The sequence below is a fragment of the Streptomyces sp. HUAS MG91 genome (assembly GCF_040529335.1).
Lineage (GTDB): Bacteria > Actinomycetota > Actinomycetes > Streptomycetales > Streptomycetaceae > Streptomyces > Streptomyces tabacisoli.
On record NZ_CP159534.1, the window covers coordinates 1,067,575 to 1,094,567 of the forward strand.

At 70.6% G+C, this 26,993-nt stretch carries 22 protein-coding genes and 7 pseudogenes; 21 read left to right on the plus strand and 8 right to left on the minus strand.

Annotated elements, in window-relative coordinates:
- Positions 1 to 38: 38 nt before the first annotated feature.
- The gene (locus ABII15_RS04965) at positions 39 to 815 is read right to left on the minus strand and encodes an MHYT domain-containing protein (protein WP_353941051.1); all 777 of its coding nucleotides are present in this window, start codon (positions 813 to 815) and stop codon (positions 39 to 41) included.
- 217 nt (positions 816 to 1,032) lie between these two features.
- On the opposite strand from ABII15_RS04965, the gene ABII15_RS04970 reads away from it, so the two are divergent.
- Positions 1,033 to 1,632: a methyltransferase domain-containing protein gene (locus tag ABII15_RS04970; protein ID WP_353941052.1), complete on the plus strand. Its 600-nt coding sequence runs from the start codon at positions 1,033 to 1,035 to the stop codon at positions 1,630 to 1,632.
- A 34-nt stretch (positions 1,633 to 1,666) separates the two neighbouring features.
- Here the strand turns inward: ABII15_RS04970 and ABII15_RS04975 are convergent, their stop codons facing one another.
- Positions 1,667 to 2,419 (minus strand): alpha/beta hydrolase, encoded by a 753-nt coding sequence (locus tag ABII15_RS04975; protein WP_353941053.1) that lies wholly within the window; start codon positions 2,417 to 2,419, stop codon positions 1,667 to 1,669.
- A 183-nt stretch (positions 2,420 to 2,602) separates the two neighbouring features.
- Between ABII15_RS04975 and ABII15_RS04980 the strand changes: the two genes are divergently transcribed.
- The 5 genes and pseudogenes from ABII15_RS04980 to ABII15_RS05000 all read left to right on the plus strand — a co-directional run.
- A complete protein-coding gene (locus ABII15_RS04980) occupies positions 2,603 to 3,136 on the plus strand; it encodes a PadR family transcriptional regulator (RefSeq protein WP_353941054.1) in 534 nt (177 codons plus the stop codon).
- Between the two features lie 112 nt (positions 3,137 to 3,248).
- The gene (locus ABII15_RS04985) at positions 3,249 to 3,590 is read left to right on the plus strand and encodes a hypothetical protein (RefSeq protein WP_353941055.1); all 342 of its coding nucleotides are present in this window, start codon (positions 3,249 to 3,251) and stop codon (positions 3,588 to 3,590) included.
- A 228-nt stretch (positions 3,591 to 3,818) separates the two neighbouring features.
- Positions 3,819 to 4,736: a hypothetical protein gene (locus tag ABII15_RS04990; RefSeq protein ID WP_353941056.1), complete on the plus strand. Its 918-nt coding sequence runs from the start codon at positions 3,819 to 3,821 to the stop codon at positions 4,734 to 4,736.
- A gap of 112 nt (positions 4,737 to 4,848) precedes the next feature.
- Entirely contained in the window at positions 4,849 to 6,225 is a 1,377-nt protein-coding gene (locus ABII15_RS04995) for a tannase/feruloyl esterase family alpha/beta hydrolase (protein ID WP_353941057.1), read from the plus strand.
- Positions 6,226 to 6,303: 78 nt separating this feature from the next.
- Positions 6,304 to 6,936 (plus strand): annotated as a pseudogene (locus ABII15_RS05000) (transposase); the annotation flags it as partial.
- Between the two features lie 96 nt (positions 6,937 to 7,032).
- Here the strand turns inward: ABII15_RS05000 and ABII15_RS05005 are convergent.
- A pseudogene (locus tag ABII15_RS05005) lies at positions 7,033 to 7,965 on the minus strand (aminoglycoside phosphotransferase family protein).
- Positions 7,966 to 8,122: 157 nt separating this feature from the next.
- On the opposite strand from ABII15_RS05005, the pseudogene ABII15_RS05010 reads away from it, so the two are divergent.
- The 7 genes and pseudogenes from ABII15_RS05010 to ABII15_RS05040 form a co-directional block, all read left to right on the plus strand.
- Positions 8,123 to 8,677 (plus strand): annotated as a pseudogene (locus ABII15_RS05010) (DDE-type integrase/transposase/recombinase); the annotation flags it as partial.
- A gap of 47 nt (positions 8,678 to 8,724) precedes the next feature.
- Positions 8,725 to 10,122, plus strand: a complete 1,398-nt coding sequence (locus ABII15_RS05015) for an IS30 family transposase (RefSeq protein WP_353941058.1) — start codon at positions 8,725 to 8,727, stop codon at positions 10,120 to 10,122.
- A 7-nt stretch (positions 10,123 to 10,129) separates the two neighbouring features.
- A pseudogene (locus ABII15_RS05020) lies at positions 10,130 to 10,420 on the plus strand (integrase core domain-containing protein); the annotation flags it as partial.
- Positions 10,421 to 10,618: 198 nt separating this feature from the next.
- Positions 10,619 to 11,062: a hypothetical protein gene (locus tag ABII15_RS05025; protein WP_353941059.1), complete on the plus strand. Its 444-nt coding sequence runs from the start codon at positions 10,619 to 10,621 to the stop codon at positions 11,060 to 11,062.
- A gap of 77 nt (positions 11,063 to 11,139) precedes the next feature.
- Positions 11,140 to 11,496: a hypothetical protein gene (locus tag ABII15_RS05030; RefSeq protein WP_353941060.1), complete on the plus strand. Its 357-nt coding sequence runs from the start codon at positions 11,140 to 11,142 to the stop codon at positions 11,494 to 11,496.
- A 23-nt stretch (positions 11,497 to 11,519) separates the two neighbouring features.
- Positions 11,520 to 12,002 (plus strand): annotated as a pseudogene (locus ABII15_RS05035) (transposase family protein); the annotation flags it as partial.
- A 175-nt stretch (positions 12,003 to 12,177) separates the two neighbouring features.
- Positions 12,178 to 12,776: pseudogene (locus ABII15_RS05040) on the plus strand (IS5 family transposase); the annotation flags it as partial.
- Positions 12,777 to 12,797: 21 nt separating this feature from the next.
- Here the strand turns inward: ABII15_RS05040 and ABII15_RS05045 are convergent.
- Positions 12,798 to 14,039, minus strand: a complete 1,242-nt coding sequence (locus tag ABII15_RS05045; RefSeq protein ID WP_353941061.1) for an IS110 family transposase — start codon at positions 14,037 to 14,039, stop codon at positions 12,798 to 12,800.
- A gap of 344 nt (positions 14,040 to 14,383) precedes the next feature.
- Here ABII15_RS05045 and ABII15_RS05050 point away from each other — a divergent pair.
- Positions 14,384 to 14,665, plus strand: a pseudogene (locus ABII15_RS05050) (transposase); the annotation flags it as partial.
- 14 nt (positions 14,666 to 14,679) lie between these two features.
- Here ABII15_RS05050 and ABII15_RS05055 read toward each other — a convergent pair.
- From ABII15_RS05055 to ABII15_RS05065, 3 genes are all read right to left on the minus strand, one after another.
- Positions 14,680 to 14,973, minus strand: coding sequence for a hypothetical protein (locus ABII15_RS05055; protein WP_353941062.1), 294 nt, complete (start codon positions 14,971 to 14,973; stop codon positions 14,680 to 14,682).
- Positions 14,974 to 15,259: 286 nt separating this feature from the next.
- On the minus strand, positions 15,260 to 15,442 hold the full coding sequence (locus ABII15_RS05060; protein WP_353941063.1) for a hypothetical protein: 183 nt from the start codon (positions 15,440 to 15,442) through the stop codon (positions 15,260 to 15,262).
- Between the two features lie 170 nt (positions 15,443 to 15,612).
- A complete protein-coding gene (locus tag ABII15_RS05065; protein ID WP_353941064.1) occupies positions 15,613 to 16,650 on the minus strand; it encodes an acyl-CoA desaturase in 1,038 nt (345 codons plus the stop codon).
- 303 nt (positions 16,651 to 16,953) lie between these two features.
- On the opposite strand from ABII15_RS05065, the gene ABII15_RS05070 reads away from it, so the two are divergent.
- The 6 genes from ABII15_RS05070 to ABII15_RS05095 all read left to right on the plus strand — a co-directional run bounded on the left by ABII15_RS05070 (position 16,954) and on the right by ABII15_RS05095 (position 24,931).
- Positions 16,954 to 19,851: a DEAD/DEAH box helicase gene (locus ABII15_RS05070; protein ID WP_353941065.1), complete on the plus strand. Its 2,898-nt coding sequence runs from the start codon at positions 16,954 to 16,956 to the stop codon at positions 19,849 to 19,851.
- Positions 19,848 to 21,161 (plus strand): SWF or SNF family helicase, encoded by a 1,314-nt coding sequence (locus ABII15_RS05075; RefSeq protein ID WP_353941066.1) that lies wholly within the window; start codon positions 19,848 to 19,850, stop codon positions 21,159 to 21,161. Before ABII15_RS05070 ends, ABII15_RS05075 begins: the two co-directional genes overlap by 4 nt.
- 143 nt (positions 21,162 to 21,304) lie before the next feature.
- Entirely contained in the window at positions 21,305 to 22,387 is a 1,083-nt protein-coding gene (locus ABII15_RS05080) for a type III polyketide synthase (RefSeq protein WP_353941067.1), read from the plus strand.
- Between the two features lie 5 nt (positions 22,388 to 22,392).
- Positions 22,393 to 23,613: a cytochrome P450 gene (locus ABII15_RS05085; RefSeq protein ID WP_353946963.1), complete on the plus strand. Its 1,221-nt coding sequence runs from the start codon at positions 22,393 to 22,395 to the stop codon at positions 23,611 to 23,613.
- Positions 23,610 to 24,173 (plus strand): cupin domain-containing protein, encoded by a 564-nt coding sequence (locus ABII15_RS05090; protein ID WP_353941068.1) that lies wholly within the window; start codon positions 23,610 to 23,612, stop codon positions 24,171 to 24,173. The genes ABII15_RS05085 and ABII15_RS05090 overlap by 4 nt, the downstream gene beginning before the upstream one ends.
- A gap of 5 nt (positions 24,174 to 24,178) precedes the next feature.
- The gene (locus ABII15_RS05095; RefSeq protein ID WP_353941069.1) at positions 24,179 to 24,931 is read left to right on the plus strand and encodes an SDR family oxidoreductase; all 753 of its coding nucleotides are present in this window, start codon (positions 24,179 to 24,181) and stop codon (positions 24,929 to 24,931) included.
- A 10-nt stretch (positions 24,932 to 24,941) separates the two neighbouring features.
- On the opposite strand, the gene ABII15_RS05100 is transcribed toward ABII15_RS05095, so the two are convergent.
- On the minus strand, positions 24,942 to 26,168 hold the full coding sequence (locus ABII15_RS05100) for an acyl-CoA dehydrogenase family protein (protein ID WP_111663516.1): 1,227 nt from the start codon (positions 26,166 to 26,168) through the stop codon (positions 24,942 to 24,944).
- Positions 26,169 to 26,331: 163 nt separating this feature from the next.
- On the opposite strand from ABII15_RS05100, the gene ABII15_RS05105 reads away from it, so the two are divergent.
- On the plus strand, positions 26,332 to 26,985 hold the full coding sequence (locus ABII15_RS05105) for a TetR family transcriptional regulator (protein ID WP_353941070.1): 654 nt from the start codon (positions 26,332 to 26,334) through the stop codon (positions 26,983 to 26,985).
- Positions 26,986 to 26,993: the final 8 nt, after the last annotated feature.

The window sequence follows — 26,993 nt, forward strand, 5'->3', positions numbered from 1 at the left end:
ATCGGGGTGTGGGTCGGCGGACGCGGCGCGGCGGTTGGTCAGCGGGCTGTGCCGCTCTGCAGCGCCTGCTGGGCCGACGCGGAGGCCAGCCGTTCGTGCGCGGTCGGGGACAGTGCGACGAACGCCGAGGTCAGGAAGAGGTACGAGCCCAGTCCCACGGCGAGGGGGAAGACGAACTGCATCGCCGAGGCGCCGGGCAGGGACGTCGTGGAGGGGGTCACCCGCACGCTCACCGCGAACATGCCGGTGTAGTGCATGCTGCTCACCGCGCCGCCCATGACCAGGGACGCGACCGCCACCGCCGCGGGCGACTTGATGTTGAGGCCCGCCCAGAGCGCCACCGTCGCGGCGATGACGGCGACCACGACGGACAGCGCCACCAGGAGCGGGTCGTAACTGATGCTGCCGTGCAGGCGCAGGGCCGCCATCCCCAGGTAGTGCATGCTCGCGACGCCGAGTCCGGTGGTGAGGCCGCCCAGGGCGAGGGCCCGGTTCCGCTCGCGGCTGTAGCCGACGGCGAAGACCCCGGCGCCGACGACGGCCATCGCGACGACCAGGCTCAGGATGGTGAGCGGCACGTTGTAGCGGATCTCGGTGCCGGTGACGCCGAAGCCGAGCATCGCGACGAAGTGCATCGTCCAGATCCCGGTGCCGATGGCCGAGGCCGCCGTGAGGAGCCAGTTGCGCCGGGTGCGCCCGGTCGCGTTGAGGGCGCGCACGGTGCAGCGCAGGCCGAGCGCCGCACCGATGCAGGCCATCAGGTACGACAGCACGGGGGTCAGCCAGCCGAAGGCGGCGTGGTCCAGGTGTCCCATGGCCCAGGGACGCTAGCCCTGCCGGGGGCGCACGGCTGGGGCGCATTTCGAAAGCTGCCGGAAGATGACTGAGATGCGGCACGGAACGACCGCGCCAGGGTCGAACATGTGCACCGTACGCGCTTGCGACCCTTTCGGTTCGGATAGGGATCTTTCGACCACACGCCCCTTCGCCGTGCCGCCGTCGCTGTCAGTGGGCTGCGCCATCATGGTGCGCATGAGCGACGACCCCACACGCGTGCAGGAGTTCTTCTCGGCCCGGGCCGAGAACTGGGACGCCCGCTTCCCCGACGACGGTCCGGCGTACGCGGCCGCGGTGTCCGCCCTGGGGCTGCGTCCCGGCGACAGAGTGCTCGACGCCGGTTGCGGGACGGGCCGGGCGCTGCCTCCGCTGCGTGCGGCCGTGGGTTCCTCGGGGACGGTCCTCGGCGTCGATCTGACACCGGCGATGCTGGCGGCGGCCGTGCGGGCCGGCCGGCACGGCGACGGGCGGTTGCTGCTGGCGGATGTGTCCCGACTGCCGCTGCGGACCGGCGCCCTGGACGCGGTGTTCGGCGCTGGGCTGATCTCCCACCTGCCGCACCCGGAGGAGAACCTTCGCGAACTCGCGCGCGTGGTGAGGCCGGACGGGATCCTCGCCCTCTTCCATCCGATCGGCCGGGCCGCCCTGGCCGCGCGCCACGGCCGGCAGCTCACCCCGGACGATCTGCGGGCGGAGCCTCAGTTGGGCCCGCTGCTGGCCGGTTCGGGCTGGCGGCTGACGTCGTACGTCGACGAGGACACGCGCTTCCTCGCGCTGGCGGTGCGCGAGAGCTGAGTTGCTGCGGGCCCGGCCCGCCGGGCGGGGCGCGTCACCCGCGAACAGCGGCCACGAAGGCGTCCGGATTGTCGAACATGACGTTGTGTCCCGCGCCGGGCACCGTGACGACCCGGACGCCCGAGGCCGTCAGGCGTTCCGCGCCAGGCAGTTCGCCGCTCAGCTCTCCCTGGACGTAGACCCGGTCGGCGTCCAGCGCCTCCAGCATGTGGCGCATGGTGGGCTCGGTGCCGCGGAAGAGGCCGACGGCGCTGCGGTGCAGGGCGAGCGGGTCGGTGAGGCGCATGGTGGCCGCCCACAGGGGACCGACGTGCTCCAGCACGCGCGCGTAACCGCCCCCGGACACGAACGCGCCCTCCTCGTAGGACGCGATGCCGCTGCTGCCCGCCGTGAGGGGCGGGTGCGGGTCGAGGTTCCCCTCGGTGACGACGAGCCGGGTCACCAGGTCGCGCCGACGGTACGCGAGGACGATCGCCACGGCACCGCCCATGCTGTGCCCGACGATCTCCGCCCCGCTCACTCCGGCGGCGTCGAGCGCGGCGGCCAGCGCGTCCGCGTGGCCCTCCAGCGTGTAGCCGAAGTCGGCGGGCCGGTCGCTGATGCCGTGCCCCGGCAGGTCCACGAACAGCGAGCGGCGTCCGGCCAGTTCGGGCCGGGCGGCGACATGCGCGTGATAGACGGTCGAGGCCGAGCCGAGACCGTGGACGTACACCCGGGCCGGCTCCGCGCCCGCCACCTCCGTCCATCGGACACAGCTCCCCGACGCATCGAACGACGTCTGCCGCATGACGCACTCCTCACCCGGATCGGTCCCCGATCCTTGTCGACCACCACACTTCGCGAGTCACCGACAATACATCGGGCTCGAAGTACCTCGTCACCGAAGTGCACCACGTGCGGGGTAATCCATATACGAGGTACTCCCTTCTGGAGATACTCCGGCCACGACTTCGTGCGTCACAATGTCGGCATGCTGGAGCTCGCCATCCTCGGTTTCCTCTACGACGCCCCCCTGCACGGCTACGAGCTGCGCAAACACATCACGGCGCTCACCGGTCACGTACGGCCCGTCGCCGAGAGCACGCTGTACCCGGCGATCAAGCGCCTGGAGAAGGCCGGGCTGCTCACGCGGGAGACACAGCCCGGCACGGTGGCCGCCCCCCGGCACATGCTGAGCCTCACGGAGGCGGGCCGCGAGGAGCTGCGGCGCAGGCTCCGGGAGCCCGCCCGCGCGGACATCACCGACGAGAACCGCTGGTTCACCGTGCTCGCGTTCCTGCGGCACCTGGCGGATCCGCGGGAGCAGGCGAACGTGCTGCGCCAGCGACTCGACTTCCTTGAGGAGCCCGCGAGCTTCTTCTACGCGGGCGAACGGCCGCTGCGCGCTGAGGAGTTGGACGACCCCTTCCGGCGGGGGATCCTGACCATCGCGCGAGCCACCAGTCGCACCGAACTCACCTGGCTGCGCGACACGCTCACCTCGCTGACGCCGAAGCCGAGTTGACGGTCGACGTCCAGGGGCCGGACCGGCCGCGTTCTGCCACCATGGCTTCAACTCGACGCCGCATCGATGTGCTTGATCGACCGAAGACGATCAACTGGGGACGGTGGCCCTCATGTTCGACAGAGCCCGCAAGGCATGGAGCACGTGGCGCAAGAGGACCGTACGGCGCGACGAACGGCGGCGGGACGAGATCCGGTCGACGCCCGGGCCCCGGCCGGCGGCGGGCGGACCGCGCCGGACACCGAACCTGTTCGAGGCCGCGGCCGCCTACGTGGCCGCGTGCGCCGAGGACGACCAGGAACGCCTCGACGAGGCCGCGAGCTGGGTGGATCCCAACGCCCTCGCCTTCGGGGTCAACGAACTGGCGTGCCGGGCTCTCATCGCGCTCGCGCGGGAGCGCGACGAGTCGCCCCGGGTCGTCGCACGCAGTCTCCTCGGCCTGCCCGTCGGCTGACGTCGGCGAGCACGCTCGGCAGCGCACCCGGCTCCCCGGCCACGCGAGGCACTTGAGGCACGCGAGGCAAGCAAGGCACACAAAGCGCACACGTCTTGTCGACATGGCGTCCACCAGCCGCGTACACGTCCGTCGCGGCGACTGATTTTCCTGGTCATCGCCCCTGTACGACATCGTCCGCCACTGACTAAGGTCTCGCCGACGGAACAAAGCTCAGGGGAGGCTGGCATGGCCGGGACGGACGACGCTGTCGCCACCGGGGACGACGCGCTGTACGTACTGACCGCGGTGCTGCTGACACCCGCGAAGTTCCCCGGCGTGCTCGGCGACGACTACCCGGAGGCGTGCGCGGCGCTGGGGCTCGCGCCGCTGGCCGACGGGTACGGGCTGGTGCTCGGCCAGGACGGGGACGGCGCGCGCTGGACGGTCGTCGTCGACGACGTGTCCCTGGTCGCCGTGGCCATCGCGTCCTGGGACTGCGGCATGGAGTACGACCTCTCCCCCGACGAGAACAGCATGGTGTCGGCGCTGCCCGGCTGGCCGCTGGCGCTCGCGGTGTCAGCGCCGGGCGTCCCCGCGCCGCACGACCCGGCATCCGACCCCGAGACGGACGGCGGGCCGCCGCTCACGCCGCCCGACACGACGACCTGGGGCCCGGCCCAGCGGCGCCTGGGAGCGGACGAGATAGCCCTCCAGTGGGCCGAGTGGCGCGCGCAGATCGACGACGACCAGTTCGCCAGGGCGGGCACCGCCGAGACCACTGACGGCGCGCCTGCGGACGCGGCGGGCGGCGACACGTACGGCGACGCGGCGGACGCCACCCCCGCGGGCGAACCGGATCAGGCAGGAGCCACCAGCGACTCCGCGCCGGGCACGTCCCACCAGGGCATCCGCCGGGTGCTCGCGGAGGTTCGCGCCTACGTGGACTCACCGCCTCCGCTGGGCCGCGTACGCTCGGCGTTCGCGTCCGGCGACGCCCGGACGCTGCGGGCCGACGGACCGGGCTGGTCGATGGTGGCGCGGACGGACGACATCGCCTTCGTCCTGCTCGACGACGAACCGGGCGAAGTGCTCCCGGTCGGCCGGGGCGCCGAACTGCCCGGCCTGCTGGAGGCCCTCGACAAGATGGCGGTGCGTCCGGTCTGAACCGCCCGGGCCACATAGGACGTTGACGCCCGATGTGGCCCCGCCCCATAGGTGCGCGCGTGTCACGCCCCGACGATGAGGCCTCTTCATCCCCTCACGAGGAGGCCGTTCGATGCGTACGCGCAGAGCCGTTCCCCTGCTGGCCGCCTCTCTCATGGTGCTGACCGCGTCCGGGTCGCACCTCGCGAGCGCGGCCACGCCACAGGGCACACGGTGTGCACGACAGGAGCTCACGCGGGTGCCGGGCGCCGCCTTCCAGCAGCGGGCCTGTCTGGACGACCTGACCACGGCGGGCCTCGCGGGCACCGCGTACACCGACATGGCCGACCAGGCCGGGCTGACCGCCAAGGGCACCCGGAATCCTTCCGGCGTGCCGGGAATCCAGCTCGACGGCTACTTCCGCGACAGCTCGCACACGAACACCACCCACGGCTGGAACCACGACGCGCAGTTCGTGATCCGGCTGCCCGACCACTGGAACGGCGGCCTGGTGGTGACCGCCGCGCCCGGCAACCGCAAGCAGTACTCGACCGACACGGCCGTCGCCGACCGGGTGCTCGCCCAGGGATACGCCTACGCGGCCACCGACAAGGGCAATACGGGCCCGGACTTCTACCGTGACGGTACGCGCGCCGGTGACGCCGTCGCCGAATGGAACGACCGCACCACGCAGCTCACGCGAGCGGCGAAGAAGGCCGTCGCCCTGCGCTACGGCCACTCCCCCCGGCGCACCTACATGACCGGCATCTCCAACGCGGGCTATCTCACGCGCTGGCAGTTGGAGAACCACCCCGAGCTGTACGACGGAGGCGTGGACTGGGAGGGCGTGCTGTGGACGGCGCGCGGTCCCGGTCTGCTCACCACGCTGCCCACCGCCGTCGCGTACGGCCGGGGGACGGCCGGCGCGGACGCCATGTACGCGGCCGGTTTCGCCCGCGGCTCCGAGTTCCTGTGGCCCTACCACCAGAAGGCGTACTGGGGTCTGACGCAGAAGGTGTACCGCGCCGCGTTCGACCCGTCGTACGACCCGGGCTGTCCGGGCGTCTCCGCGGGCTCGACGCTGGACGAGATCCTGGCGCCCTGCGCCTCCGACGCCTCATACCGCTACGCCGACCGCCCCGCGTCGGTGCGCCGGGCCGTCGAGCGCGTGGCGCTGACCGGGCGCATCGGCAAGCCGCTGCTGACGCTCCAGGGCGACCTGGACACTCTGCTGCCGATCGCCACGGACGCCGACGTGTACGCGCGGATGACGGCCGCGCAGGGGCACGGCCGACTGCATCGCACGTACCGGGTCCAGGACGGCACGCACACCGACGGCCTGTACGACACGTATCCGGACCGGCTGCGGCCGATCCTGCCGTGCTACCGGGACGCCTTCGACACGCTCACCCGGTGGGTGGAGCACGGCACGAGGCCGCCCGCGAACCACACCGTGGCGCGGCCCGCGAGCGGTGACGTCGTCAACTCCTGCTCCGTCGGGGTCTCCTAGGGTTTGTCCCGGCGTTGGATCGGCTTGGGTAATGATCATGATGTGGCGAGTGTGATCACGGCATCGGAGCCGTCCTAGATAACCCCGTTCACCGGGCTGAGCCCGCGGTGCTTCGGCAAGTTGATGACCGTGGTGCAGCGCGAGGTCTCGGACGAGCCGCGGCGCGGGCGGCCGTGGGGCCTGTCGTTGAAGGACCGGGTGCTGCTGGTCACGGTGTACTGGCGCACGAACTTGACGTTGCGTCAGCTCACCCCGCTGTTCAGCGTCTCGAAGTCCGACGCCGACCGGATCATCGACCAACTCGGGCCCAAGCTCGCGCTCCAGCCGCGCCAGCGGTTCGCGAAGGACAGTGTGCTGATCGTGGACGACACCCTGGTGCCCACCCGCGACCACGCGGTGGCCGAGCAGTCGAAGAACTACCGCTATCTCATGAACCACCAGGTCGTCATCGACGCCGACACTCGGCTCGTCGTGGTGGTCGGCCGGCCGCTGCCCGGCAACCACAACGACTGCAAGGCGTGGGAGGAATCCGGCGCGAAGGTCGCCGTCGGCAAGACGATGACCATTGCGGACGGCGGCTGTCCGGGTACCGGCCTGGTGATGCCGCATCGCCGACGCAATGGCGAAGAGCCGGCCGACTGACAGAAGACGCACAACACCTCCCACAAACAGGTCCGCGCCCGCGTCGAGCACGTCTTCGCCCGCATACGGTGCGATCATCCAGACCGGCACCGAGTCCTACCGGCTCGCCCACACCAGGGCTCTGGCCGAACAAGCAGCCAACGGCTGAACCTGGATCTCGCTCCTTCAATCACCCATTGCGCGAGACCAGCGCTCTTGGATGACAGCCTGCTTCCGCACACGATCGAGTGCCGCCCGGCCTGCAGGTCCCCAGTGCGCCTTACCACCGGGAAGAGCTCTGTCTCCGTTGTGCCCCATGAGCATCAAGAAGAGGCTCTTCATAGCGGCCAGCCCCCGGGCCCGCCGGATCGTCGCCTCGTCTGCCTGCGCGTACCTGTCGAAGAACCGTGACGCCGTGCCTGCGGGCAGCAGCACCCATGCGGCAGCAAGATCCCACGCCGGATCACCAGCGAACATGTCACCGAAGTCGACGATGCCCGAGAGCGTTCCATCCGAGACGACGACGTTCGCGGGGTGGAGGTCGCCGTGGACCCATACTGCCGGGCCCTCCCACTCAGGCGCCGCGACAGCATCGTCCCAGACGGCGCGGACGTCAGCAGCGATGTCATATGGGGCAACGGCCTGGAAGAGGTTTTCGAAGCCGTCCGTGCAATTCCTGGGATGGGCACCGCGGTCCGCAGCGATCGGCGCATCGGCAGGCGCCTACACATGGAGCGCACGGAGGAAGCCTGCCAGCGTGTCGGCCGCGTGCGCGCCACGGCTGATTGAACCGTGGTCCAGCGGCTCACCGTGGATCCAGGTCATCACGGTCCAGTGCTTGGGGAAGCGCTCGGACGGTTTACCGAACCGCACCGGAGTCGGGACCGGCAGCGGCAGGCGCGGAGCCAGCACAGGCAGCCACCGACGCTCCTTCAGCTGGAGCTCCGGGGTGGGATCCATACGCTGCATGCGCACGGCCAACTCGTCCCCAAGGCGCCACATTTGATTGCCCCAGCCACCCGCAACCTCGCGAATGGCCAGCCCTGCCAGGTCTGGATGCTGCTCCTGCAGCAGGGCAAGGACCAGGTCCGCAGTGATCTCGATCTCAGTGTCAGTCATACGAAGCCACAGTACCGAGGCAAGAGAGGCTCACCCTCCCCCTGACGGCCTCCGTCAGCGGCCAAGTGACATCAAGACTCACTGACATTGATCATGCAGATCCGGCGTCACTGACTCCCGAAAACACCTCGAAATGGCTTCCCTGGAAAGTGACACAGCCAACGGGGTGCCGGTCACGGTGACGTGCCGGGTGCTGAAGCTCGCCGGACAGCCCTACTACCGGTGGCTGGAACGGCCGGCGACCGATGCCGTGCTGGAGGAGGCATATCGCGCGAACGCGCTGTTCGACGCCCACCGCGACGACCCGGAGTTCGGCTACCGGTTCCTGGCTGATGAAGCGCGCGGCGCCGGGGCCGTGATGGCGGACCGGACCGCGTGGCGGATCTGCCGGGACAACCGCTGGTGGAGCGTGTTCGGCAAGAAGCGCGGCAAGGGCAAGAAGGCCGGCCCGCCGGTGCACGACGACCTCGTCCGCCGTGACTTCAGTGCGATCGGCCCGAACCGGCTGTGGCTCGCAGACATCACCGAGCACGCCACCGGCGAAGGAAAGTTGTATCTCCGCGCAGTCAAGGACGTCTTCAGCAAGCGCATCGTCGGCTACTCCATCGACACGCGGATGAAGTCCCGCCTGGCCGTCGCGGCCCTGAACAACGCCGTGGCCCGGCGCGGACACGTCGCCGGGTGCATTCTGCACAGCGACCGCGGATCGCAGGACGGATTCAACTGATCGTCGCAACACCTTGATCGGAAGGTGAAGCGATGGGTGCTGTGGAACGGCACAAGCAGGTACGGGCGTATCGGGGGTTGATGCCGTCGCCGGGCGGACCGTCGGTGGCCTGGCGCGAGGACAGGGTCAGGTTCTGGACGGCGATCGCTCGGGGTGCCAAGACCGAGGTTGCGTGCAGTGCTGCCGGGGTGTCCGGGCCGGTGGGATTCCGCTGGTTCCGGCACGCTGGCGGCGTGAATCCGTGTCTTGCTGATGAGGTGTCCGGGCGCTACGTGTCGTTCTCCGAACGGGAGGACATCGCTGTCTGGCATGCCCAGGGCGCCGGCGTCCGCGAGATCGCCCGCAGGCTCGGGCGGGCGCCGTCGACGGTCTCTCGTGAGCTGCGGCGCAATGCCTCCACCCGTACCTACACGCTGGACTACCGGGCCTCGACCGCGCAGTGGCACGCTGAACGCCGGGCCCGGCGCCCGAAGACAGCCAAGCTCGTGGGCAATGCGAGGCTGCGAGCCTATGTCCAGGCCCGCCTGGCGGGGGACGTGACCGACGCCGGAGGCAACCGTGTCGGCCCCGAGGGCCCGGCCTGGAAGGGGCGCAACAAGCCGCACCGCGGGGACAGAGGCTGGGTGACAGCATGGAGCCCGGAGCAGATCGCGCGACGCCTGCCCATCGAGTTCCCCGACGACGAGGACATGCGCATCAGCCACGAGGCGATCTACCAGGCGCTCTACGTCGAGGGACGTGGTGCGCTGAAACGCGAGCTGGTGGCCTGCCTGCGCACCGGACGGGCGCTGCGTGTTCCCCGGGCACGCAGCAGGCAGAAGGCGTGGGCCCACGTCACCGACAAGGTCCTCCTCAGCGAGCGTCCCGCCGAGGCCGAGGACCGTGCCGTTCCCGGGCATTGGGAGGGCGACCTCATCATCGGGCTGAAGCGCTCGGCGATCGGGACCCTCGTCGAGCGCACCACCAGGTTCACCATGCTGGTCCACCTGCCGCGTGAGGAGGGCTACGGCGTGATCCCGCGAGCGAAGAACGGCCCTGCCCTGGCCGGATACGGTGCCATCACGATGAAGGACGCCCTGGCCAGGACGATGACCACGCTGCCTGAGCTGCTCCTGCGGTCTCGCACCTGGGACCGCGGCAAGGAGCTGTCCGCACACGCCGCTTTCACGGTCGAGACCGGTATCCCTGTCTACTTCGCCGACCCCCACAGCCCCTGGCAACGCGGGACCAACGAGAACACCAACGGCCTGCTGCGTCAGTACTTCCCCAAGGGCACCGACTTGTCCCGCTGGAACAACGAAGAACTCGAGGCCGTTGCGGCCGTCTTCAACAACCGGCCCCGGAAAACCCTCGGGTGGCAAACCCCGGCTGAAGTGTTCACCAAGCAGCTACGATCGCTCCCACCAGCCAGCGTTGCGACGACCGATTGAATCCGTCCAGTTCCGGTCCCGGAAATACGTCCAGGCGCTCGACCGACACCGGATCACCGGCTCGATAGGGAGGGTCGGGGCGGCAGGCGACAACGCGGCCATGGAGTCCTTCTTCAGCCTGCTGCAGAAGAACGTCCTCGACCGCCGGCAGTGGGCCACCCGTGAAGAACTGCGGATCGCGATCGTGACCTGGATCGAGAGGACCTACCACCGACGCCGCAGACAAGCCTCCCTCGGCCGGCTCACACCCGTCGAGTTCGAGACCGTCATGACCACACCGGCCCTCCGGACCGCGTGACCACACCTGTCACCCAACCGTGCATCAGACCCTCCCTGCCTCGTGGCAGGCCGCTGGCACTTGGTGGCGGCGGTCGCGTTGACGTGCTCGGGGAAGGGCGCCGAACACCCTCAATCAGGTGAATGGTCAGATCCAACTCATGACGGCTCGTCCTGCCAGGCAATCCTGATGTGATCAGCATCCTGACCAGGAGGAACGTTGAGGAGAACGATCGCTATCGCCGCTGCTCTCGCCTCGCTCGGCCTTGCTGGCCTTCCAACCGCCGCGGACGCGCGGGAGACCTGGAACACTCACGAGAAATGTGTACAGACGGACTGGGACGGCCGCCGCATCCCCACGCGAACTGGTAACTCGGAGTTGGGGTGGAACCACTTCTCCCGGCCACACAACATCACGTCGTGCAAGCTCATCAAGGCCGCGCTTAACGGCAAGCCGGACAAGAAGTCCGACCAGCAGCGCAATCTCGAGTACTGGGGTTCGGCCATCCATAACGGGCGCCAGGTCGACTTCGTAGTCAAGGTGCGCTACGCAAAGGAGACCGACGACGGTCGGTACACCGCGCCGGGCACGAAAGGGAAGATCGGTGTGATCACCGCCTACTGCAGAGGGGTGCAGAAGTGCCCGTCATGGGTCAACAACTAGGGGCCGTCTCTTCAGAGGCTCTCGCCCGGACCCAGTGCGCCGTCGCGGTCGCACTGTGGCACTACACCGCCACACCAGTGGCCAAGCCGTACTACGTGCGCGGGTGCATCCCCGACCAAGATGAGCCGAGCGTGACTGTCGCCTTGTGGACCGGGCCTGAAGCACGTGAGAAGAGGAACCTCTTCCTGTCTATCCCGCTGGTATCTGGCGGGGTGCCTCTCTCGGCGACGCAGGTCATGGTGGGGCTGCTGCGTTTGGGCCGGGGCACGCACATGTTCGGTTTCACCGGCCGAAGATTCGACGGCAAGCGCGTCCTCGATGGCAGTTCACTGGTCGAGGATGTCAGGGCTGCTTCGCCTCTGAAAGAAACCAGGGAACCGCAGATGCCTCGGGGCTTCTATTTCGAACGGCCTGGACAGGTGAGGAAGTACTGAGCGTTTTCCAACCTCGGCTTGAGCTGGGGCCGCTGCTCGCACTGGAGCCGATGGCCCGGTCGGCCGATGTGGCGGACCGGCTATGGATCGTCGACGGCATCCCGGTTCCGGTCCGCGACCGGCACGCCGGTTCCTCCTCACGCAACTACCGGTTTCCGGCGAACGTGCAGGTCGTCGTGGCTGCCGACACCCGCCTGGTGATCGCCGCCGCCCGGCCGGTGCCGGGCACCACCGCGGACGCGCACGCCTGGCGGGCCTCCGGCCTGGCCGCGCGCTGCCAGGGCGTGACCGTCCTGGCAGACGGCGCCTACCTCAACTGCGGCATGGTCGCCCCGCACCGCAAACGCCCCCGACGGGCCCTGCTGCCGGGCGAGGAGGCCGACAACGCCGCCCATCGCAAGGTCCGCGCCCGGGTCGAGCACGTGATCGGCCGGATGAAGAACTACAAGGTCCTCCGCGACTGCCGGCAACACGGCGACGGCCTCCACCACGCCGTCCAGGCCATCTGTCGGCGTACAAGTGAACGTGCACCACCTCGTACGAAAGAGAACGCACCGTTGTTGATGCGCGGAGGGGCTGGAGCCGAAAGTCTGCTGCCGTCGGTTCGGGATCGGCGGAGGGCGGCTAGGCACTGTCCGGCGGATCATGTGACTGTCGGGCTGACTCGTCGTTGTGCTCGGCATGGGGCGGGGTGATCTGACGAATGCGGAGTGGGTGCGGCTGGAGCCGCATCTGCCGGCCGCCGGGCGACGCGGCGGTCGTTGGAGCGATCACCGAAAGATGGTCAACGGGATCCTCTTTCGCGTGCGGACCGGCATACCGTGGCGGGATCTTCCCGAGCGGTTCGGCAGCTGGAAAACCGTCTACGAACGGCACCGCCGCTGGTCGGCGGACGGCACCTGGGACCGGATCCTGCGTGCCGTCCAGGCCGACGCCGACCTGGCCAGCCGGCTCGACTGGACCATGGTCAGCGTCGACTCCACCTCGTGCCGAGCCCATCAGCACGCGGCCGGGGCCCGCAAGAAGGCACCACGCGTCCCGAAAAAAGATCGACGCCCCGAAACCACCGACCCGACGAGGGACTCGGACGGTCCCGGGGCGGCCTGACCTGCAAAATCCACCTCGCCGGTGAGGGAGGTTGCCGCCCGCTGGCCTTCCTGGTGACACCGGGCCAGTGGGGTGACGCACCGCAGATGATCGAGGTCCTGAAACGGATCCGGGTCCACCGCCCTCAGAGCGGCCACCCGCGAACCCGGCCGGACCACGTCGGTGGCGACAAGACACCCCATGCAGCTATCGGGTCAAGCAGCTGCGGTGAGTGGTGATGGTTTGGGTGGGGCGAATGCGATCGCTTCGTTGAACCTCTGGCGGGTGGTCAGGCAGTGGTGGAGCTGGCCGAGCATGCGGTTGAAGAGGTTCCGGAGAGCTGCGTAGTAGCGATCGCCGGTCTTTCGCCGACGGTTGTAGTGGTCGTGGGCGCCGGTTGAGGCAGTGAGTGCGGCGAAAGCCCAGTGCCGGCCGGTTGCGGCCAGGCGGCTGTTCTTGATCCGGCGGTGGCTGACGCGGCGGCTTTTTCCGGACTCGCGGGTCACGGGGGCGCTTCCGGCGTATGCCTTCAGATCGCGGGCTGTGTCGAACCGGGTGCGGTCGTCGCCGATTTCGGCGAGGAGACGGGCGCCGGTCAGCGCGGCGAGCCCCGGGAAACTCGTGATGATTTCCGCGTCGGGGTGCTGGAAGAAGAGTTCCTCGGTGGCGCTTGCCAGCTCGTCACAGGACCTGCAGGCGGCTTCGAGCTGGGCGAGCAAGGCAAGTGTTTGGTGTCCCATCGCCGTTTCCACCAGAGCTGGCTGGCGAAGCCAGGTCCGGCGGAAGACTTCGAGCAGGCGGTCGGTCTCGGCCTCGATCCGGCGCTGGCGGCCGGCCTGCTTGACCACGGCTTTGAGCTTGGTGCGGGCGAGCTTGGCGGCTTGGGCCTGCGTGGGCGCGATCGCCAGGATCGCTCGAGCTTCTCGAGCCAGCAGCTTCTCGCGCTTTTCGGCAAATGCTTCAAGGACTGCCGGGTAGTACTCGCGCAGGTGCGAGCGCAGACGATTGTGTGTCCGAGTGCGGTCCCAGACCGCGTCCTGCTGGGCTCTGGCGAGGACGGCGATCGCCCTGACCAGCTCGGTGTCGTCCGGTAGAGGCCGGTGGAGCTCTGCGTCGGTCCGCAGGATGTTCGCCAGCACGACGGCGTCCTGGTGGTCGGACTTTTTGCGGGAGACGGAATGCCGGTCTCGGTAGCGTGCCACGGCCATGGGGTTGTTCGAGAACACTTGGCGCCCGGAAGCCCGCAGACAGGCCACCATGAGCCCGCGCGAAGTCTCGATCGCGATCGGGATCGGATCGTCGGGGGTGTCTCCGTGTTCGGCCAGCAGACGGAGCAGGTCCTGGAAGCCCGTCGCGTCGTCGCTGACCCTGAGTTTGCCGAGCAGACGAGCGTCGCAGTCAAGCACCGCCACGTCGTGATGGTCTTCGGCCCAGTCGATTCCGCAGGTCACCTGCATGCGCGCCTCTTTTCGATACCTCGCTGACCGCCGGCCTCGAGCCGCGGCAGGACCACTCGGCGACCTAATAGAAGCGCTCGTCGGCGCACCACCCCATCAGCCGTCCGTGGCCCCAGCTGTTCTCAGGCTCCTCGCTCTCGTGAAGAGCTCCACGACTCCGGCTGATCAAGAGGTAGCCCTGGGAACGGCTCGAACCACGGCACGCTACGGCGGTCGACTTGCGAGCGGCAGGGGTCGCGCACGTGTCGCTCTTGTCGAAGCACTCAAGGCGCGGCATACAGCAAGACATCGCGCTCGACCCCTGCCCAGAGCTGATCCAACTCCCAGCCCTCGACGCCTATTAGGCATACAGCTCGCGGCGTAACCGCCGCTACCTGCGCAGACGCCAGATCAAGCACACGATTCCCGAGCCGAAGGACCAGCGAGCCAACCGCAAGCGCCGCGGCAGCAACGGCGGTCGTCCCACCGGCTTCGACAGCGAGATCTACAAGCGCCGCAACGAAGTCGGACGGACGATCAACCGGCTCAAGAACCACCGGGCCGTCGCCACTCGTTACGACAAACGCGCCTACGTCTTCCACGGCACCGTCGCCACCGCCGCGATCCGGCTCTGGCTCAGGGGCTGAGTAGACCTGCTGTCTCAGTCCCCGAGGAACCACAGGTAGAGGTGGTGTCCGTCGAGAACCGTCTGGCTTAGGTCCAGAAGCTCACGCGCGAACTCCTTCGTGACCACGCCGGGAGGCAAACGCGGCACTTCGGCCCGCAGGGTGACCACCTGGCGACTGTTGAAAACAGTGTCCGCATAGGGCAACAGGTGCCCCAGCATCGGAAACGCCGACTGGTCGAGACCCGCCAGCTCCGGCCCCCAGATCACACCGTGCTTGGCGCGAGCTTCGATCGTGCCGACCTCGCTGCGGACCTGGAGACCAATCATGCTTCGAGCCTACGGCTCCAAGATCCGCCGGACAGCACCTAGGCCCTAGGGCGCGTGCCCGAAAGCCCTGCCTGCCCCGCGGTGTCCGGCACACGCGCCCTAGGGCCTGTCCGGCGGATCTTGTCGCGGGCGCGGCGTCTGGCACGCCGACCTGCGGCGTTGTCGTCGGTTGCCGACGCTCCGCGTCGACGCCCTCCTCCGCCTTGCATCTCGACGCACCAGACCCCGCTCACCAGCACAGAAACGCGCGGGCCGACCGACTGCGACCTGATCCGCCGGACAGGCCCTAGCGCCCGATCTCCCTGCGTGACACGCGGCGCAGCCTGCGCCGCTGGGACGGGTCGAGCATCAGGTAGGCCACGGTGGGCACGCCCAGCACGATGAGCAGGGCCGCCCACCAGGGCAGCCAGATCAGCAGGATGATCCCGGCCGCCACGCCTCCCACGGCGATCTTCGTGTTCCTCGACATGTGTCTGGCCTCCTTCGGGGCGGCTCGCCCTCGGATGAGTGGAACGGGCTCGCCTCTGCTGTGAGAAACGGGCCCGCGTCGTCCACGGTTCCTGTGGACGACCCTGAGATGTCCCTGATGCCGCGCCACCACGGGCGCCCCGGAGGGGGCGCCCTGCGCGCGGGGGCGGCTCAGATGTCGGCCCGCAGCGGCTCTCCCACTTCATACATGTGCCGCAGTGCCTGGCGGTAGGAGTCGATGAGCCCGGTCTCGGTGAAGGGGATGCCGACCTTCCGGCAGTGCGCCTTGACCAGGGGCTGCGCGAGGCGCAGGTGGGGGCGGGGCATGCTGGGGAACAGGTGGTGCTCGATCTGGTAGTTGAGGCCGCCGAGGAACCAGTCGGTCAGAGCGCCGCCCTTGATGTTGCGCGAGGTGAGGACCTGGCGGCGCAGATGCCCCCACTTGTCGCCGTCGGGGTCGGGCATCTCCATGCCCTTGTGGTTGGGCGCGAAGGCCATCCCCAGGTGCAGCCCGAACAGCGCCTGGTGCAGTGCGGCGAAGGCGAGGGCGTGGCCGAGGGGCATGAGCGTCAGCAGCAGGGTGACGTAGCCGACGACATGGGTGACGAGGAGCGCGCCCTCGACCAGGCGCTCGCGTCCGCTCTGGCGGCGCAGGTCCTGGAAGCCCGACACCTTCAGGGCCAGGCCCTCCAGGAGCGTGAGCGGGAAGAACAGCCAGGCCTGGTGGCGGGTGAGCCAGCCGCGGAAACCGGTGCGCGCGGCGGCCTGCCCGCTGGTGAAGACGAGGACGTCGGCGGCGACGTCGGGATCCTTGTCGATGTGGTTCGGGTTCGCGTGGTGGCGGTTGTGTTTCTGGTTCCACCAGGAGTAGCTCATGCCGAGCAGCAGATTGCCGTGGACGAGACCGATCACGCGGCTCACGGAGCGGTTCGTCGTGATCTGGGAGTGGCCGGCGTCGTGCCCGATGAACGCGGTGCGCGCGCCGAGGACGGCGAGGACGGGGGCGAGCGCCAGCACCCACCAGGAGCCGCCGATGAGTGCCACACCTGTCACCACGGCCGCGAGAGCGAGGGCGTTGCCCGCGATGGTGCGCACGTACCAGCCGGAGCGCCGGTCGAGCAGCCCCTGACCCTTGACATCCCTCAGCAGAGGGGTGAATTCGCTGCTCGTGTCGGGCGGGGACGGCGGTGCGGCGACGGCAAGCGGCATGGCTGTTCTCCGGTCTGTGGTGGGCGGCGGCGAAGCGGCGGGCTACGCGTCGGCCCGACACCGAAGAACGTACGGAGCAGGGGCCTTCGGCAGCCATGGCGCCACCACCCGACCGGCACCGGGGGCAGGCCCACCGCGAGCGGGGGGTTAGCCACACCCTTAAGGGTTGGGTGATTCAGGTCACGACTGGAGGGTGTCCGTCCGGCGGGTCGCGCGGTGTACCCTCGGCGCCTCCAGAGCGGGTAGTCAAATTTGATGACTAAATCGGATGACCTTCGTGTCCGATGCCTTCGAGACAGTCCGATGCCTTCGAGACGGAAGAACGAGGAAGCAGCCATCTCCGAGCACACGCATCCCGCACCCACACCCGCCGAGACGGCGGAACTCGTCCGCTGCTGTGCCCTGTTCCTGCCCGCCGATCCGGCGCGCGCCTCGACCGTCGCCTTCTGGCACCCCGACGGCGACGAGGTGCCGCTGCCGGCGGCGGGCTCCCGGGTCCAGGTGCCCCTGGTGCTGCCCGGCGAGCAATTGACGGTGCCCGCCGTGGCCCTGCCGGTGCGGGCCGCGCTTCCGGTGCTCACACGCGCGCGGGCGGCCGCGCACGCCGATCCGACGACGGCCTTCTGGGGTGCCGCCGCCCTCCTGGCACTGCAACTCGCCGCCCGAGGACTGCTGTTGCCCGGACTGAGCGCCGAGGAGCACGACGCCTGGCGGTCGGGCCCGTTGAGCGCGGAGGATCTGGAGCGGGTGCGCGAGCTGGCCGCCGCGATGCCGCCGCAGGCGCACGCCGTCCCGCTGGAGGGGTACGAGCCGCCCCGGCTGCACGCCCCGGAGCGCCTGCTGCGGGCCTTCCTGGACGCGGTGGCCGACACGCTGCCGCGCTCCCCCGCCGCGCCGGCGGCCGCCGGGTCGGCCGTGTTCGCCGCGCGGAGTCCGCGCCGGGCGCCCGAGCTGCGTCCGTGGGCGGCGGACGTCGCGGCCGGGCACGACGCCGGGGTGCGGATCTCCCTGCGGGTGGAGGTGCTGGGTCTGGGGCAGGCCGACGACGAGGACGCGCGACCGGCGTTCCGGGCCGTGCCGCAGCTGCACAGCGTCGCCGATCCCACGCTGATGGCGGACGCGGCGGAGGTGTGGGCGGGCGGCGGCCCGGCGGCGCGGGCCTTCGGCGCACGGGCCCGGATGGACGCGCTGCTGGCACTGAGGCGCGCCTCGCGCGCGTGGGCACCGCTCGCCCCGCTGCTGTCGGCCGCCGTCCCCGACGCCGTCGAGCTGGCCGACGAGGAGGTCACCGAGCTGCTCGGGGACGGGGCGCGCGCCCTGTCGGCGGCGGGCGTCGAGGTCCACTGGCCGAAGGAACTCGCCCGGAAGCTGACGGCACGCGCGGTGATCGGGCCGCCCGACGGGGCCGGCGGGGACCGGCTCGCGTCGGCCGCGCCGTCGTTCCTGTCCGCCGACGCGCTGCTCGCGTTCGACTGGTGGTTCGCCCTCGGGGACCAGGAGTTGAGCCGTGCCGAGCTGGACCGGCTCGCCGAGGCGAACCGGCCGGTGGTGCGGCTGCGCGACCAATGGGTACTGATCGATCCGGACGAGGCGCGGCGCGCCCGCGCCCATCAGGACCGCAAGATCACCCCGGTCGACGCGCTGAGCGCCGTTCTGACGGGCTCGACGGAGGTGGACGGCCGCCGGGTCGAGGTACGCCCGACGGGCTGGCTGGAGGGGCTGCGGGACCGGCTGGCGGACCCCGAGGGGGCGGATCCGGGCCAGCGGATCGAGCAGCCCGCCGCGCTCGCCGCCGAACTCCGCGACTACCAGCTGCGCGGCCTGAACTGGCTGGCCCGGATGACCTCGCTGGGCCTGGGGGCCTGTCTCGCCGACGACATGGGCCTCGGCAAGACGATCACGCTCATCGCGCTGCACCTGCACCGGCAGTCGGCGCCCGAGACCGCGGGCCCGACCCTGGTGGTGTGCCCGACCTCCCTGATGGGCAACTGGCAGCGCGAGATCGAGAGGTTCGCGCCGGGCACCCCGGTGCGCCGGTTCCACGGCGGTCGCCGGTCCCTGGAGGACCTGGCGGACGGCGAGTTCGTCCTCACCACGTACGGGACGATGCGCCTCGACGCCGCCCAACTGGCCGCCGTGTCCTGGGGCATGGTCGTCACCGACGAGGCCCAGCACGTGAAGAACCCCTTCTCGGCGACGGCGAGGGAACTGCGCACCATCGGCGCACGCGCGCGTGTGGCGCTCACCGGCACCCCCGTGGAGAACAACCTCTCCGAGCTGTGGGCGATCCTCGACTGGACCACCCCCGGTCTGCTGGGCAGACTCGGCACCTTCCGCACGCGGTACGCGCAGGCCGTCGAGGGCGGCAAGGATCCCGCGGCCGCCGAACGCCTCGCCCGTTTGGTGCGGCCCTTCCTGCTGCGGCGCCGCAAGTCGGATCCGGGCATCGCGCCCGAACTGCCGCCCAAGACCGAGACCGACCGGGCGGTGTCGCTGACCAAGGAGCAGACGGGCCTGTACGAGGCCGTGGTGCGCGAGACGCTGGCGGAGATCTCGGGCGCCGAGGGGTTCGAGCGGCGCGGTCTCGTCGTCAAACTGCTGACGGCCCTGAAGCAGATCTGCAACCACCCGGCGCAGTACCTCAAGGAGGACCGGCCGCGCATCGCCGGCCGCTCCGGGAAGCTGGAGCTGCTGGACGAACTCCTGGACACGATCCTCGCCGAGGACGCGGGCGTGCTGGTCTTCACGCAGTACGTGCAGATGGCCCGCCTGGTGGAGCGGCACCTGGCGGACCGCGGCATCGCGAGCCAGTTCCTGCACGGCGGCACCCCGGTCGCGCGGCGCGAGGACATGGTGCGGCGCTTCCAGGACGGCGAGGTGCCCGTCTTCCTGCTCTCCCTGAAGGCGGCCGGTACGGGTCTCAATCTCACGCGCGCGGAACACGTCGTGCACTACGACCGCTGGTGGAACCCGGCCGTCGAGGCCCAGGCCACCGACCGCGCGTACCGGATCGGGCAGACGCGCCCCGTCCAGGTGCACCGGCTGATCACGGAGGGCACGATCGAGGACCGCATCGCCGAGATGCTCGTCCGCAAGCGGGAGCTGGCGGACGCCGTGCTGGGGGCGGGCGAGGCGGCTCTCACCGAGCTCAGCGATGCCGAACTGGCCGATCTGGTGGAACTGCGAGGGGGATCCCGATGAGCGACCCGTACCCGTACGAGGACCAGGAGGCGTTCGACGAGGCCGCCGACGCCCGGGAGCGCGTCTTCGCCGCCCTGCCTCCCGCTCAGGGCCGGGGCTTCGCGGTCACCTGGTGGGGCCGGGCCTGGCTGAAGGCCCTGGAGGACACCGCCCTCGAACTGGCCCAGCTCAAAGCGGGCCGCAGGCTGGCACGGGCCGGGGCGGTCGGCGCGGTGTCGGTGCGGCCGGGGCGGATCACCGCCGTCGTACGGGACCGCGGCGGCGCGCTGCACCGGTCCGACGTGCTGCTGCACCAGCTGGACGGCGACGACTGGGACCGCCTCCTGGACATGGCCGTCGAGCGGTCGGGGTACATCGCCGCGCTCCTCGACCGTGAGATGCCGCCGCACCTGGTGGAGGACGCGGCGGCGGCCGGTGTGGAACTCCTGCCGGGGATCGGCGACTTGGAGCCGCGGTGCGACTGTGACGCGTGGGACCACTGCGCGCACACGACCGCGCTGAGCTATCAGGTGGCCCGGCTGCTCGACCAGGATCCGTTCGTGCTGCTTCTGCTGCGCGGGCGGGACGAGCGGTCCCTGCTGGACGAGCTCCAGGTGCGCAGCGCGGCCGCCGCCGACCCCGCGCCGTCCGGCCGGGAGGACGGCGCGGCCGAGGGTGTGGACGCCGCGGACGCCTACGCGTCGGCGTTCGTCCTGCCGCCGCTGCCCACGCCGCCGTCCCTGCCGGCCGAGCCCGGGCTGCCGCCGGTCCTGGACACCGAGACGGCGCCGCCCGGGGACACGGACGTCGACGCGCTGGAGTTCCTGGCGGCGCAGGCCGCCGCCGAGGCCCACCGGCTGCTCGCCGACGCCGTCGCCACCGGCCATCAGCAGCGTCCCGTGCCGGAGGAGCTGACGCCCTCGGCGGATGCCGCGCGGCTGGCCGCGGCGGCGCCGCCGGAGCACATCGCCGTCCGGCTCGCGCGCGCGACGGGCCGGGACCGGGAGGGTCTCGCGCTGGCGGCCCGCGCCTGGGAGTACGGGGGCGTCGCCGCTCTGACCGTCCTGGAGGACGCCTGGACTCCCGACGCGAAGAGTGCGGCACGCGCGCGTGCCGCGCTGGATGCGGCGTGGGAGGAGGACGAGCGGCCGGCGCTCAAGGGCTCGCGTGGGCGCTGGACGGTCTCGGACGGGGCCGGCCAGCTGCGGCTGGGGCGCGACGGGCGGTGGTGGCCGTACCGCAAGGAGCGGGGCCGCTGGGCCCCCGCGGGGCCCGCCGCCTCAGACCCGGCGGCGGCGCTCGCCACCGCGCTGGGCACCGGCCAGGGCTGAGGACGGGCAGGCCACGGCACCTGCCGCGCGACCGGCATGGAGTAGTCCGACGGGACGAACGGCGCGCGGCGGGTGATCGTGAATGAACCTCCCTGCGACGGGGAGGTCCACTCAGCCGGGGGGCGACCAGAAGGCGCAGGCTCATGGCCACTTTGTGCAGACCCGCTGTCTCCGTGCCCGAACACGTCATCACCATGGAAGAGACGCTCGCTCTGGCACGCTCCCACCACGCCGACCACCCGCAACTTCCGCTGGCGCTCCGCCTGATCGAGAACACGGGCGTACAGACCCGGCACCTCGTGCAGCCCATCGAGGAGACGCTGAAGCACCCCGGGTTCGAGGACCGCAACACGCTCTACCAGGCGGAGGCCAAGGCCCGGGTGCCCGCCGTGGTGCGGCGGGCGCTGGACGACGCGCAGCTCAGGGCCGCCGACATCGACGTGATCATCTATGTGTCCTGCACGGGCTTCATGATGCCGTCGCTGACCGCGTGGCTGATCAACGAGATGGACTTCTCCAGCGACACCCGCCAGATACCGATAGCGCAGCTGGGCTGCGCCGCGGGCGGCGCGGCGGTGAACCGGGCGCACGACTTCTGCACGGCCTACCCGGAGGCGAACGCGCTGATCGTGGCCTGCGAGTTCTGCTCCCTGTGCTACCAGCCGACCGACCTGGGCATCGGCTCGCTGCTGTCGAACGGGCTGTTCGGCGACGGGGTCGCGGCGGCCGTGGTGCGCGGGCGCGGCGGAACGGGCATCACCCTGGAGCGCAACGGCTCGTACCTCATCCCGAAGACCGAGGACTGGATCGCGTACGACGTCCGTGCCACCGGGTTCCACTTCCTGCTCGACAAGCGGGTGCCGACCACGATGGAGCCGCTCGCTCCGGCGCTCCAGGAGCTGGCGGGACTGCACGGCTGGAACGCCTCTGAGCTGGACTTCTACATCATTCACGCGGGCGGCCCGCGCATCCTGGACGACCTCAGCAAGTTCCTCCAGGTCCCGCCGAACGCGTTCCGCTTCAGCCGGGCCACGCTCACGGAGTACGGCAACATCGCCAGTGCCGTGGTCCTGGACGCGTTGCGCCGGCTCTTCGACGAGGGCGGCGCGCACGACACGGCCCGCGGCATGCTCGCCGGGTTCGGCCCCGGGATCACCGCCGAGATGTCGCTGGGCCGCTGGCAGCGCTCGGACGACCGTGAGCCGCTCGTGGAGGCCGTCGTATGACCGACATGACCGAGGAGACCACCACCAGGCCGCCGGTCCGCCCCTGGCCGTCCCTGGACCTCCACGGGGTCGACTTCGATCCGGTGCTGGCCGAGCTGATGGCCGAGGGGCCGGTGACCCGGATCCGGCTGCCCAACGGCGAGGGCTGGGCCTGGCTGGTCACGCGCTACGACGACGTGCGCACCGTGACCAACGATCCGCGCTTCAGCCGTGAGGCCGTCGTGGGGCGTCAAGTCACCCGGCTCGCGCCGCACTTCATCCCGCAGGCGGGAGCAGTGGGGTTCGCCGATCCGCCCGACCACACGCGGCTGCGGCGGGCCGTGGCGGCGGCGTTCACCGCGCGCGGGGTGGAACGACTGCGCACGCGCGCGCAGGAGATGCTCGACGAACTGGTGGACGGCCTGCTGCGCGACGGTCCGCCCGCCGATCTCACCGAGCGGCTGCTCGCGCCGTTCCCGATCGCCGTCATCTGCGAGCTGATGGGCGTGCCCGCGGCCGACCGGCAGCTGATGCACACCTGGACGCAGCTGATCCTCTCCTCGGCCCACGGGGCCGAGGTCAGCGAGCGCGCCAAGAACGAGATGTCGGCCTACTTCGCGCGGCTGATCCGCTCGCGCGACGACGGCAGCGGCGAGGACGTCACCTCCTTGCTGGGCACGGCGGTCGGGGCGGGCGAGCTGACGGAGGACGAGGCGGTGGGCCTCGCGGTGCTCGTGCAGATCGGCGGCGAGGCCGTCACGAACAACTGCGGCAACATGGTCTACATCCTGCTCACGCGCCCCGACCTCGCCGAGCGGCTGCGCGCCGAGCCGGAGCTGCGCCCCCGGGCCATCGACGAACTGCTGCGCTACATCCCGCACCGCAGCGCCGTCGGCCTGTCCCGGATCGCTCTGGAGGACGTCGACGTGGCGGGCGTGCGCATCTGCGAGGGCGACCCGGTCTACGTGTCGTACCTGGCGGCCAATCGCGATCCGGACGTCTTCCCGGACCCGGACCGCATCGACTTCGACCGGGGCGCGAACCCGCACGTCTCCTTCGGCTTCGGACCGCACTACTGCGTGGGCGGCATGCTGGCGAAGCTGGAGTCGGAGCTGCTGGTGGGGGCGTTGCTCGACCGCTTCCCCGGGCTGCGTCTCGACGCGCCCCCGGAGCAGGTCCCCTTCCGCAAGGGCGCGTTGATCCGCGGCCCCGAGGCCCTTCCCGTGACCTGGTCGGCGGCCGGATGACGGCGCTGACACCCGCACAGGGGCTGCTGGTGCCGCCCGGGCACGGCCGCACCGTGCAGACGCCCGCCCAGCAGGTCACCTTCAAGGTCACCGGGGACCATTCGCGCAGCGCGTCCAGTTTCGAGGTCGTGGTGCCGCCGGGCTTCGACGTCGGGGCCCATGTGCACACGCGGAGCGAGGAGTTGTTCTATGTGCTCGAAGGGGAGCTGGACGTGCTCGCCTTCGAGCCGCGGGTGCGGACGCCCGACAACTGGAAGCGCTGGCAGTCCCCTTCGGGCGACAAGGTGGTGCGGGCGACGCCGGGCACGGTGATCGTGGTGCCGCCCGGCTGCCCGCACGCGTTCGCCAATCCGACGGACACGCCGGCGAAGATGTTCTTCCAGGCCTCTCCCCCGCCGGACCACGAGCGGTACTTCGAGGAGCTGCTGGAGATCCTCTCGGCGGGCGGTCCGCCGGACCACGCGGCGATCGCCGACCTCCGTTCGCGCTACGACATCGAGCAGCTGACGCCGTTGCGCCATGGTGGACACCTCGACGACGGGTCCACCAGGAGGAGTTGAGGCCAGTGTTGCTCGACGGGAAAGTCGCGCTCGTCTACGGCGGTGGCGGGGCCGTCGGAGGCGCGGCGGCACGCGGTTTCGCGCGCGAAGGGGCGTCGGTGTATCTCGCCGGGAGGTCCTTGGCGCCCGCCGAGCGGGCCGCTGCCGCGATCAGGGAGGCCGGGGGCACCGCGGAGGCCTTCGAGGTCGACGCGCTCGACGAGAGCGCCGTACAGGGCTTCGTGGACGACGTCGCGCGGCGGGCGGGCCGGATCGACATCTCGTTCAACCTGATCGGCGTCGGCGACGTGCAGAAGCCGCTGACGGAGCTGACGGTCGACGAGTTCCTGGCCCCGATCGCGACGACGATGCGCACTCAGTTCCTGACCACGCGGGCGGCGGCCCGGCACATGGTGGCCCGGGGCTCGGGCGTCGTGCTCGCCTTCGGCGGCTCCGGCACGCAGACGGAGCCGGGCCTGGGCGGCTTCAAGGTCTCGCTGGACGCGCTGGAGGGACTGCGCCGGCAGTGGGCCTGCGAACTGGGCCCGGCGGGGATCCGCGTGGTGACCCTGAAGACGGGCGGCATCCCGGAGAGCCTGCCGCCCGACTTCGAGGGGCGCGCGGAGCTGACCGAGCTGCTGACCGAGCCCACGCTGCTGGGCCGGGCGGCGACCCTCGACGACGTGGGCGAGGTCGCCGCGTTCGTGGCCAGCGACCGCGCCCGCACGATGACGTCCGCCACGGTGAACATCTCGTGCGGGGCGCTGGCCGACATCTGACCGGCGGCCGTCAGCGGATCGGCATGCCGGAAAGAGTGCGGGCGATGACGAGGCGCTGGATCTCGCTGGTGCCCTCGAAGATGGTGTAGATCGCCGCGTCGCGGTGCATGCGCTCGACGGGGTACTCGCGCGTGAAGCCGTTGCCGCCCAGGATCTGGACGGCCTGGGCGGTGACCTTCTTGGCGGTCTCGCTCGCGAACAGCTTGGACATCGAGCCCTCGGCGTTCTCGAACTTCTTGCCGGTGGTCGCCATCCAGGAGGCACGCCACACCAGGAGGCGCGCGGCGTCAATCGAGGTGCGCATGTCGGCCAGCTGGAACGCGACGCCCTGGTTGTCGATGATCGGGCGGCCGAACTGCTCGCGCGTCTTGGCGTACTCCAGCGCCTCCTCGTAGGCCGCGCGGGCGGTGCCGACCGCCATCGCGCCGACGGCGGGGCGGGAGGCCTCGAAGGTCGCCATGGCGGCGTTCTTCACGCGCTCGCCGCCCTTCTGGGCCTTCTCGCGCGAGCGGGCGAGGCGCTCGTCCAGCTTGTCCTTGCCGCCGAGCAGGCAGGAGCCGGGGATCCGCACGTTCTCCAGGACGACCTCGGCGGTGTGCGAGGCGCGGATGCCGTGCTTCTTGAACTTCTGGCCCTGGGACAGGCCCGGCGTGTTCGGCGGCACGATGAAGGACGCGTGGCCCTTGGAGCCGAGCGCGGGGTCCACGGAGGCGACGACCACGTGGACGTTGGCTATGCCGCCGTTGGTCGCCCACGTCTTGGTGCCGTTGAGGACCCACTCGTCCTTGGCCTCGTCGTAGACGGCACGCGTGCGCATGGCGGCGACGTCCGAGCCCGCGTCCGGCTCGGAGGAGCAGAAAGCGGCCACCTTCACGTCGTTCACATCGCCGTACATCTGCGGGATCCAGGTGCCGATCTGCTCCTCGGTGCCGTTGGCGAGGACGCCGACCGCGGCGAGGCCCGTGCCCACGATGGACAGCGCGATGCCCGCGTCGCCCCAGAACAGCTCCTCCATGGCCATCGGGATGCCGAGGCCGCTCGGGTCGAAAAACTGCTGCGCGTAGAAGTCGAGGGAGTAGATTCCCAGCTTGGCCGCTTCCTGGATGACCGGCCAGGGGGTCTCCTCGCGCTCGTCCCACTCGGCGGCCGCGGGGCGGATCACATCGGCGGCGAAGCCGTGCAGCCAGTCACGGACTTCCTTCTGCTCGTCGTTGAGATCCATCGTGAACTCGGCCATGACCCCTCCAGGGCTGCGTGCACTGCATATGTTACTTGCGGTAACGAGAGTCTGTTACTCGCCAGTAGCTCATGTCAACCTCCGAGCGCGCGTTCGATCCTGCCGCGGTGGCGGGTGTTACCTTTCGCGTGCGTCAAGCAATCGCACGGGCGGGGAGAGCGTCATGGAGACCAAGCAACGGACGGACCAGCGCGCGGAGCAGCAGTCCGCCGCCGAGCGCCGGCGGCGCGAGCTGCTGGAGGCCGCGGACCGCGTGGTGCTCCGGGACGGTCCCGGCGCCTCGATGAACGCCATCGCCGCGGAGGCCGGGATCACCAAGCCGATCCTGTACCGGCACTTCGGCGACAAGGGCGGACTGTACGCGGCACTGGCCAAGCGGCACACGGACGCCCTGCTGTCCTCCCTGCGGGCGGCCCTCGACGCCCCCGCGGAGCGGCGCGAGCGGGTCGAGGCCACGCTGGACACCTATCTCGCGGCGATCGAGGCCAGGCCGCAGGTCTACCGCTTCCTCATGCATCCGGCGGAGGGCGCCCCCGTCGAGGCAGGGTTCGACGTCGGGCGGCACTCCGCGCCGCTGCTGCGACGGATGGGCGAGGAACTGGCCGAGGTCATCGAGGAGCGGGTCGACCTCGGGCCCGGGAGCCAGCAGCTCGCGCGCGTGTGGGGGCACGGGATCGTCGGGATGATGCACGCCGCCGGTGACTGGTGGCTCGGCGAACGGCCGTGTTCGCGGGCCGAATTGGTGCGGGGGCTCGCCGATCTGCTGTGGGGGCGGCTCGCCGCCGCGGGCGACAAGGCTGGTGGGCCCGGGTTCTGACGGGTCCC

Bases quoted from the DNA above. Each gene is read 5' to 3' on its own strand.
- ABII15_RS04965 (WP_353941051.1), bottom strand. From the start codon at position 815: ATGGGACACCTGGACCACGCCGCCTTCGGCTGGCTGACCCCCGTGCTG.
- ABII15_RS04970 (WP_353941052.1), top strand. From the start codon at position 1,033: ATGAGCGACGACCCCACACGCGTGCAGGAGTTCTTCTCGGCCCGGGCC.
- ABII15_RS04975 (WP_353941053.1), bottom strand. From the start codon at position 2,419: ATGCGGCAGACGTCGTTCGATGCGTCGGGGAGCTGTGTCCGATGGACG.
- ABII15_RS04980 (WP_353941054.1), top strand. From the start codon at position 2,603: ATGCTGGAGCTCGCCATCCTCGGTTTCCTCTACGACGCCCCCCTGCAC.
- ABII15_RS04985 (WP_353941055.1), top strand. From the start codon at position 3,249: ATGTTCGACAGAGCCCGCAAGGCATGGAGCACGTGGCGCAAGAGGACC.
- ABII15_RS04990 (WP_353941056.1), top strand. From the start codon at position 3,819: ATGGCCGGGACGGACGACGCTGTCGCCACCGGGGACGACGCGCTGTAC.
- ABII15_RS04995 (WP_353941057.1), top strand. From the start codon at position 4,849: ATGCGTACGCGCAGAGCCGTTCCCCTGCTGGCCGCCTCTCTCATGGTG.
- ABII15_RS05015 (WP_353941058.1), top strand. From the start codon at position 8,725: ATGGGTGCTGTGGAACGGCACAAGCAGGTACGGGCGTATCGGGGGTTG.
- ABII15_RS05045 (WP_353941061.1), bottom strand. From the start codon at position 14,039: ATGCAGGTGACCTGCGGAATCGACTGGGCCGAAGACCATCACGACGTG.
- ABII15_RS05055 (WP_353941062.1), bottom strand. From the start codon at position 14,973: ATGATTGGTCTCCAGGTCCGCAGCGAGGTCGGCACGATCGAAGCTCGC.
- ABII15_RS05060 (WP_353941063.1), bottom strand. From the start codon at position 15,442: ATGTCGAGGAACACGAAGATCGCCGTGGGAGGCGTGGCGGCCGGGATC.
- ABII15_RS05065 (WP_353941064.1), bottom strand. From the start codon at position 16,650: ATGCCGCTTGCCGTCGCCGCACCGCCGTCCCCGCCCGACACGAGCAGC.
- ABII15_RS05070 (WP_353941065.1), top strand. From the start codon at position 16,954: ATGCCTTCGAGACGGAAGAACGAGGAAGCAGCCATCTCCGAGCACACG.
- ABII15_RS05075 (WP_353941066.1), top strand. From the start codon at position 19,848: ATGAGCGACCCGTACCCGTACGAGGACCAGGAGGCGTTCGACGAGGCC.
- ABII15_RS05080 (WP_353941067.1), top strand. From the start codon at position 21,305: ATGGCCACTTTGTGCAGACCCGCTGTCTCCGTGCCCGAACACGTCATC.
- ABII15_RS05085 (WP_353946963.1), top strand. From the start codon at position 22,393: ATGACCGAGGAGACCACCACCAGGCCGCCGGTCCGCCCCTGGCCGTCC.
- ABII15_RS05090 (WP_353941068.1), top strand. From the start codon at position 23,610: ATGACGGCGCTGACACCCGCACAGGGGCTGCTGGTGCCGCCCGGGCAC.
- ABII15_RS05100 (WP_111663516.1), bottom strand. From the start codon at position 26,168: ATGGCCGAGTTCACGATGGATCTCAACGACGAGCAGAAGGAAGTCCGT.
- ABII15_RS05105 (WP_353941070.1), top strand. From the start codon at position 26,332: ATGGAGACCAAGCAACGGACGGACCAGCGCGCGGAGCAGCAGTCCGCC.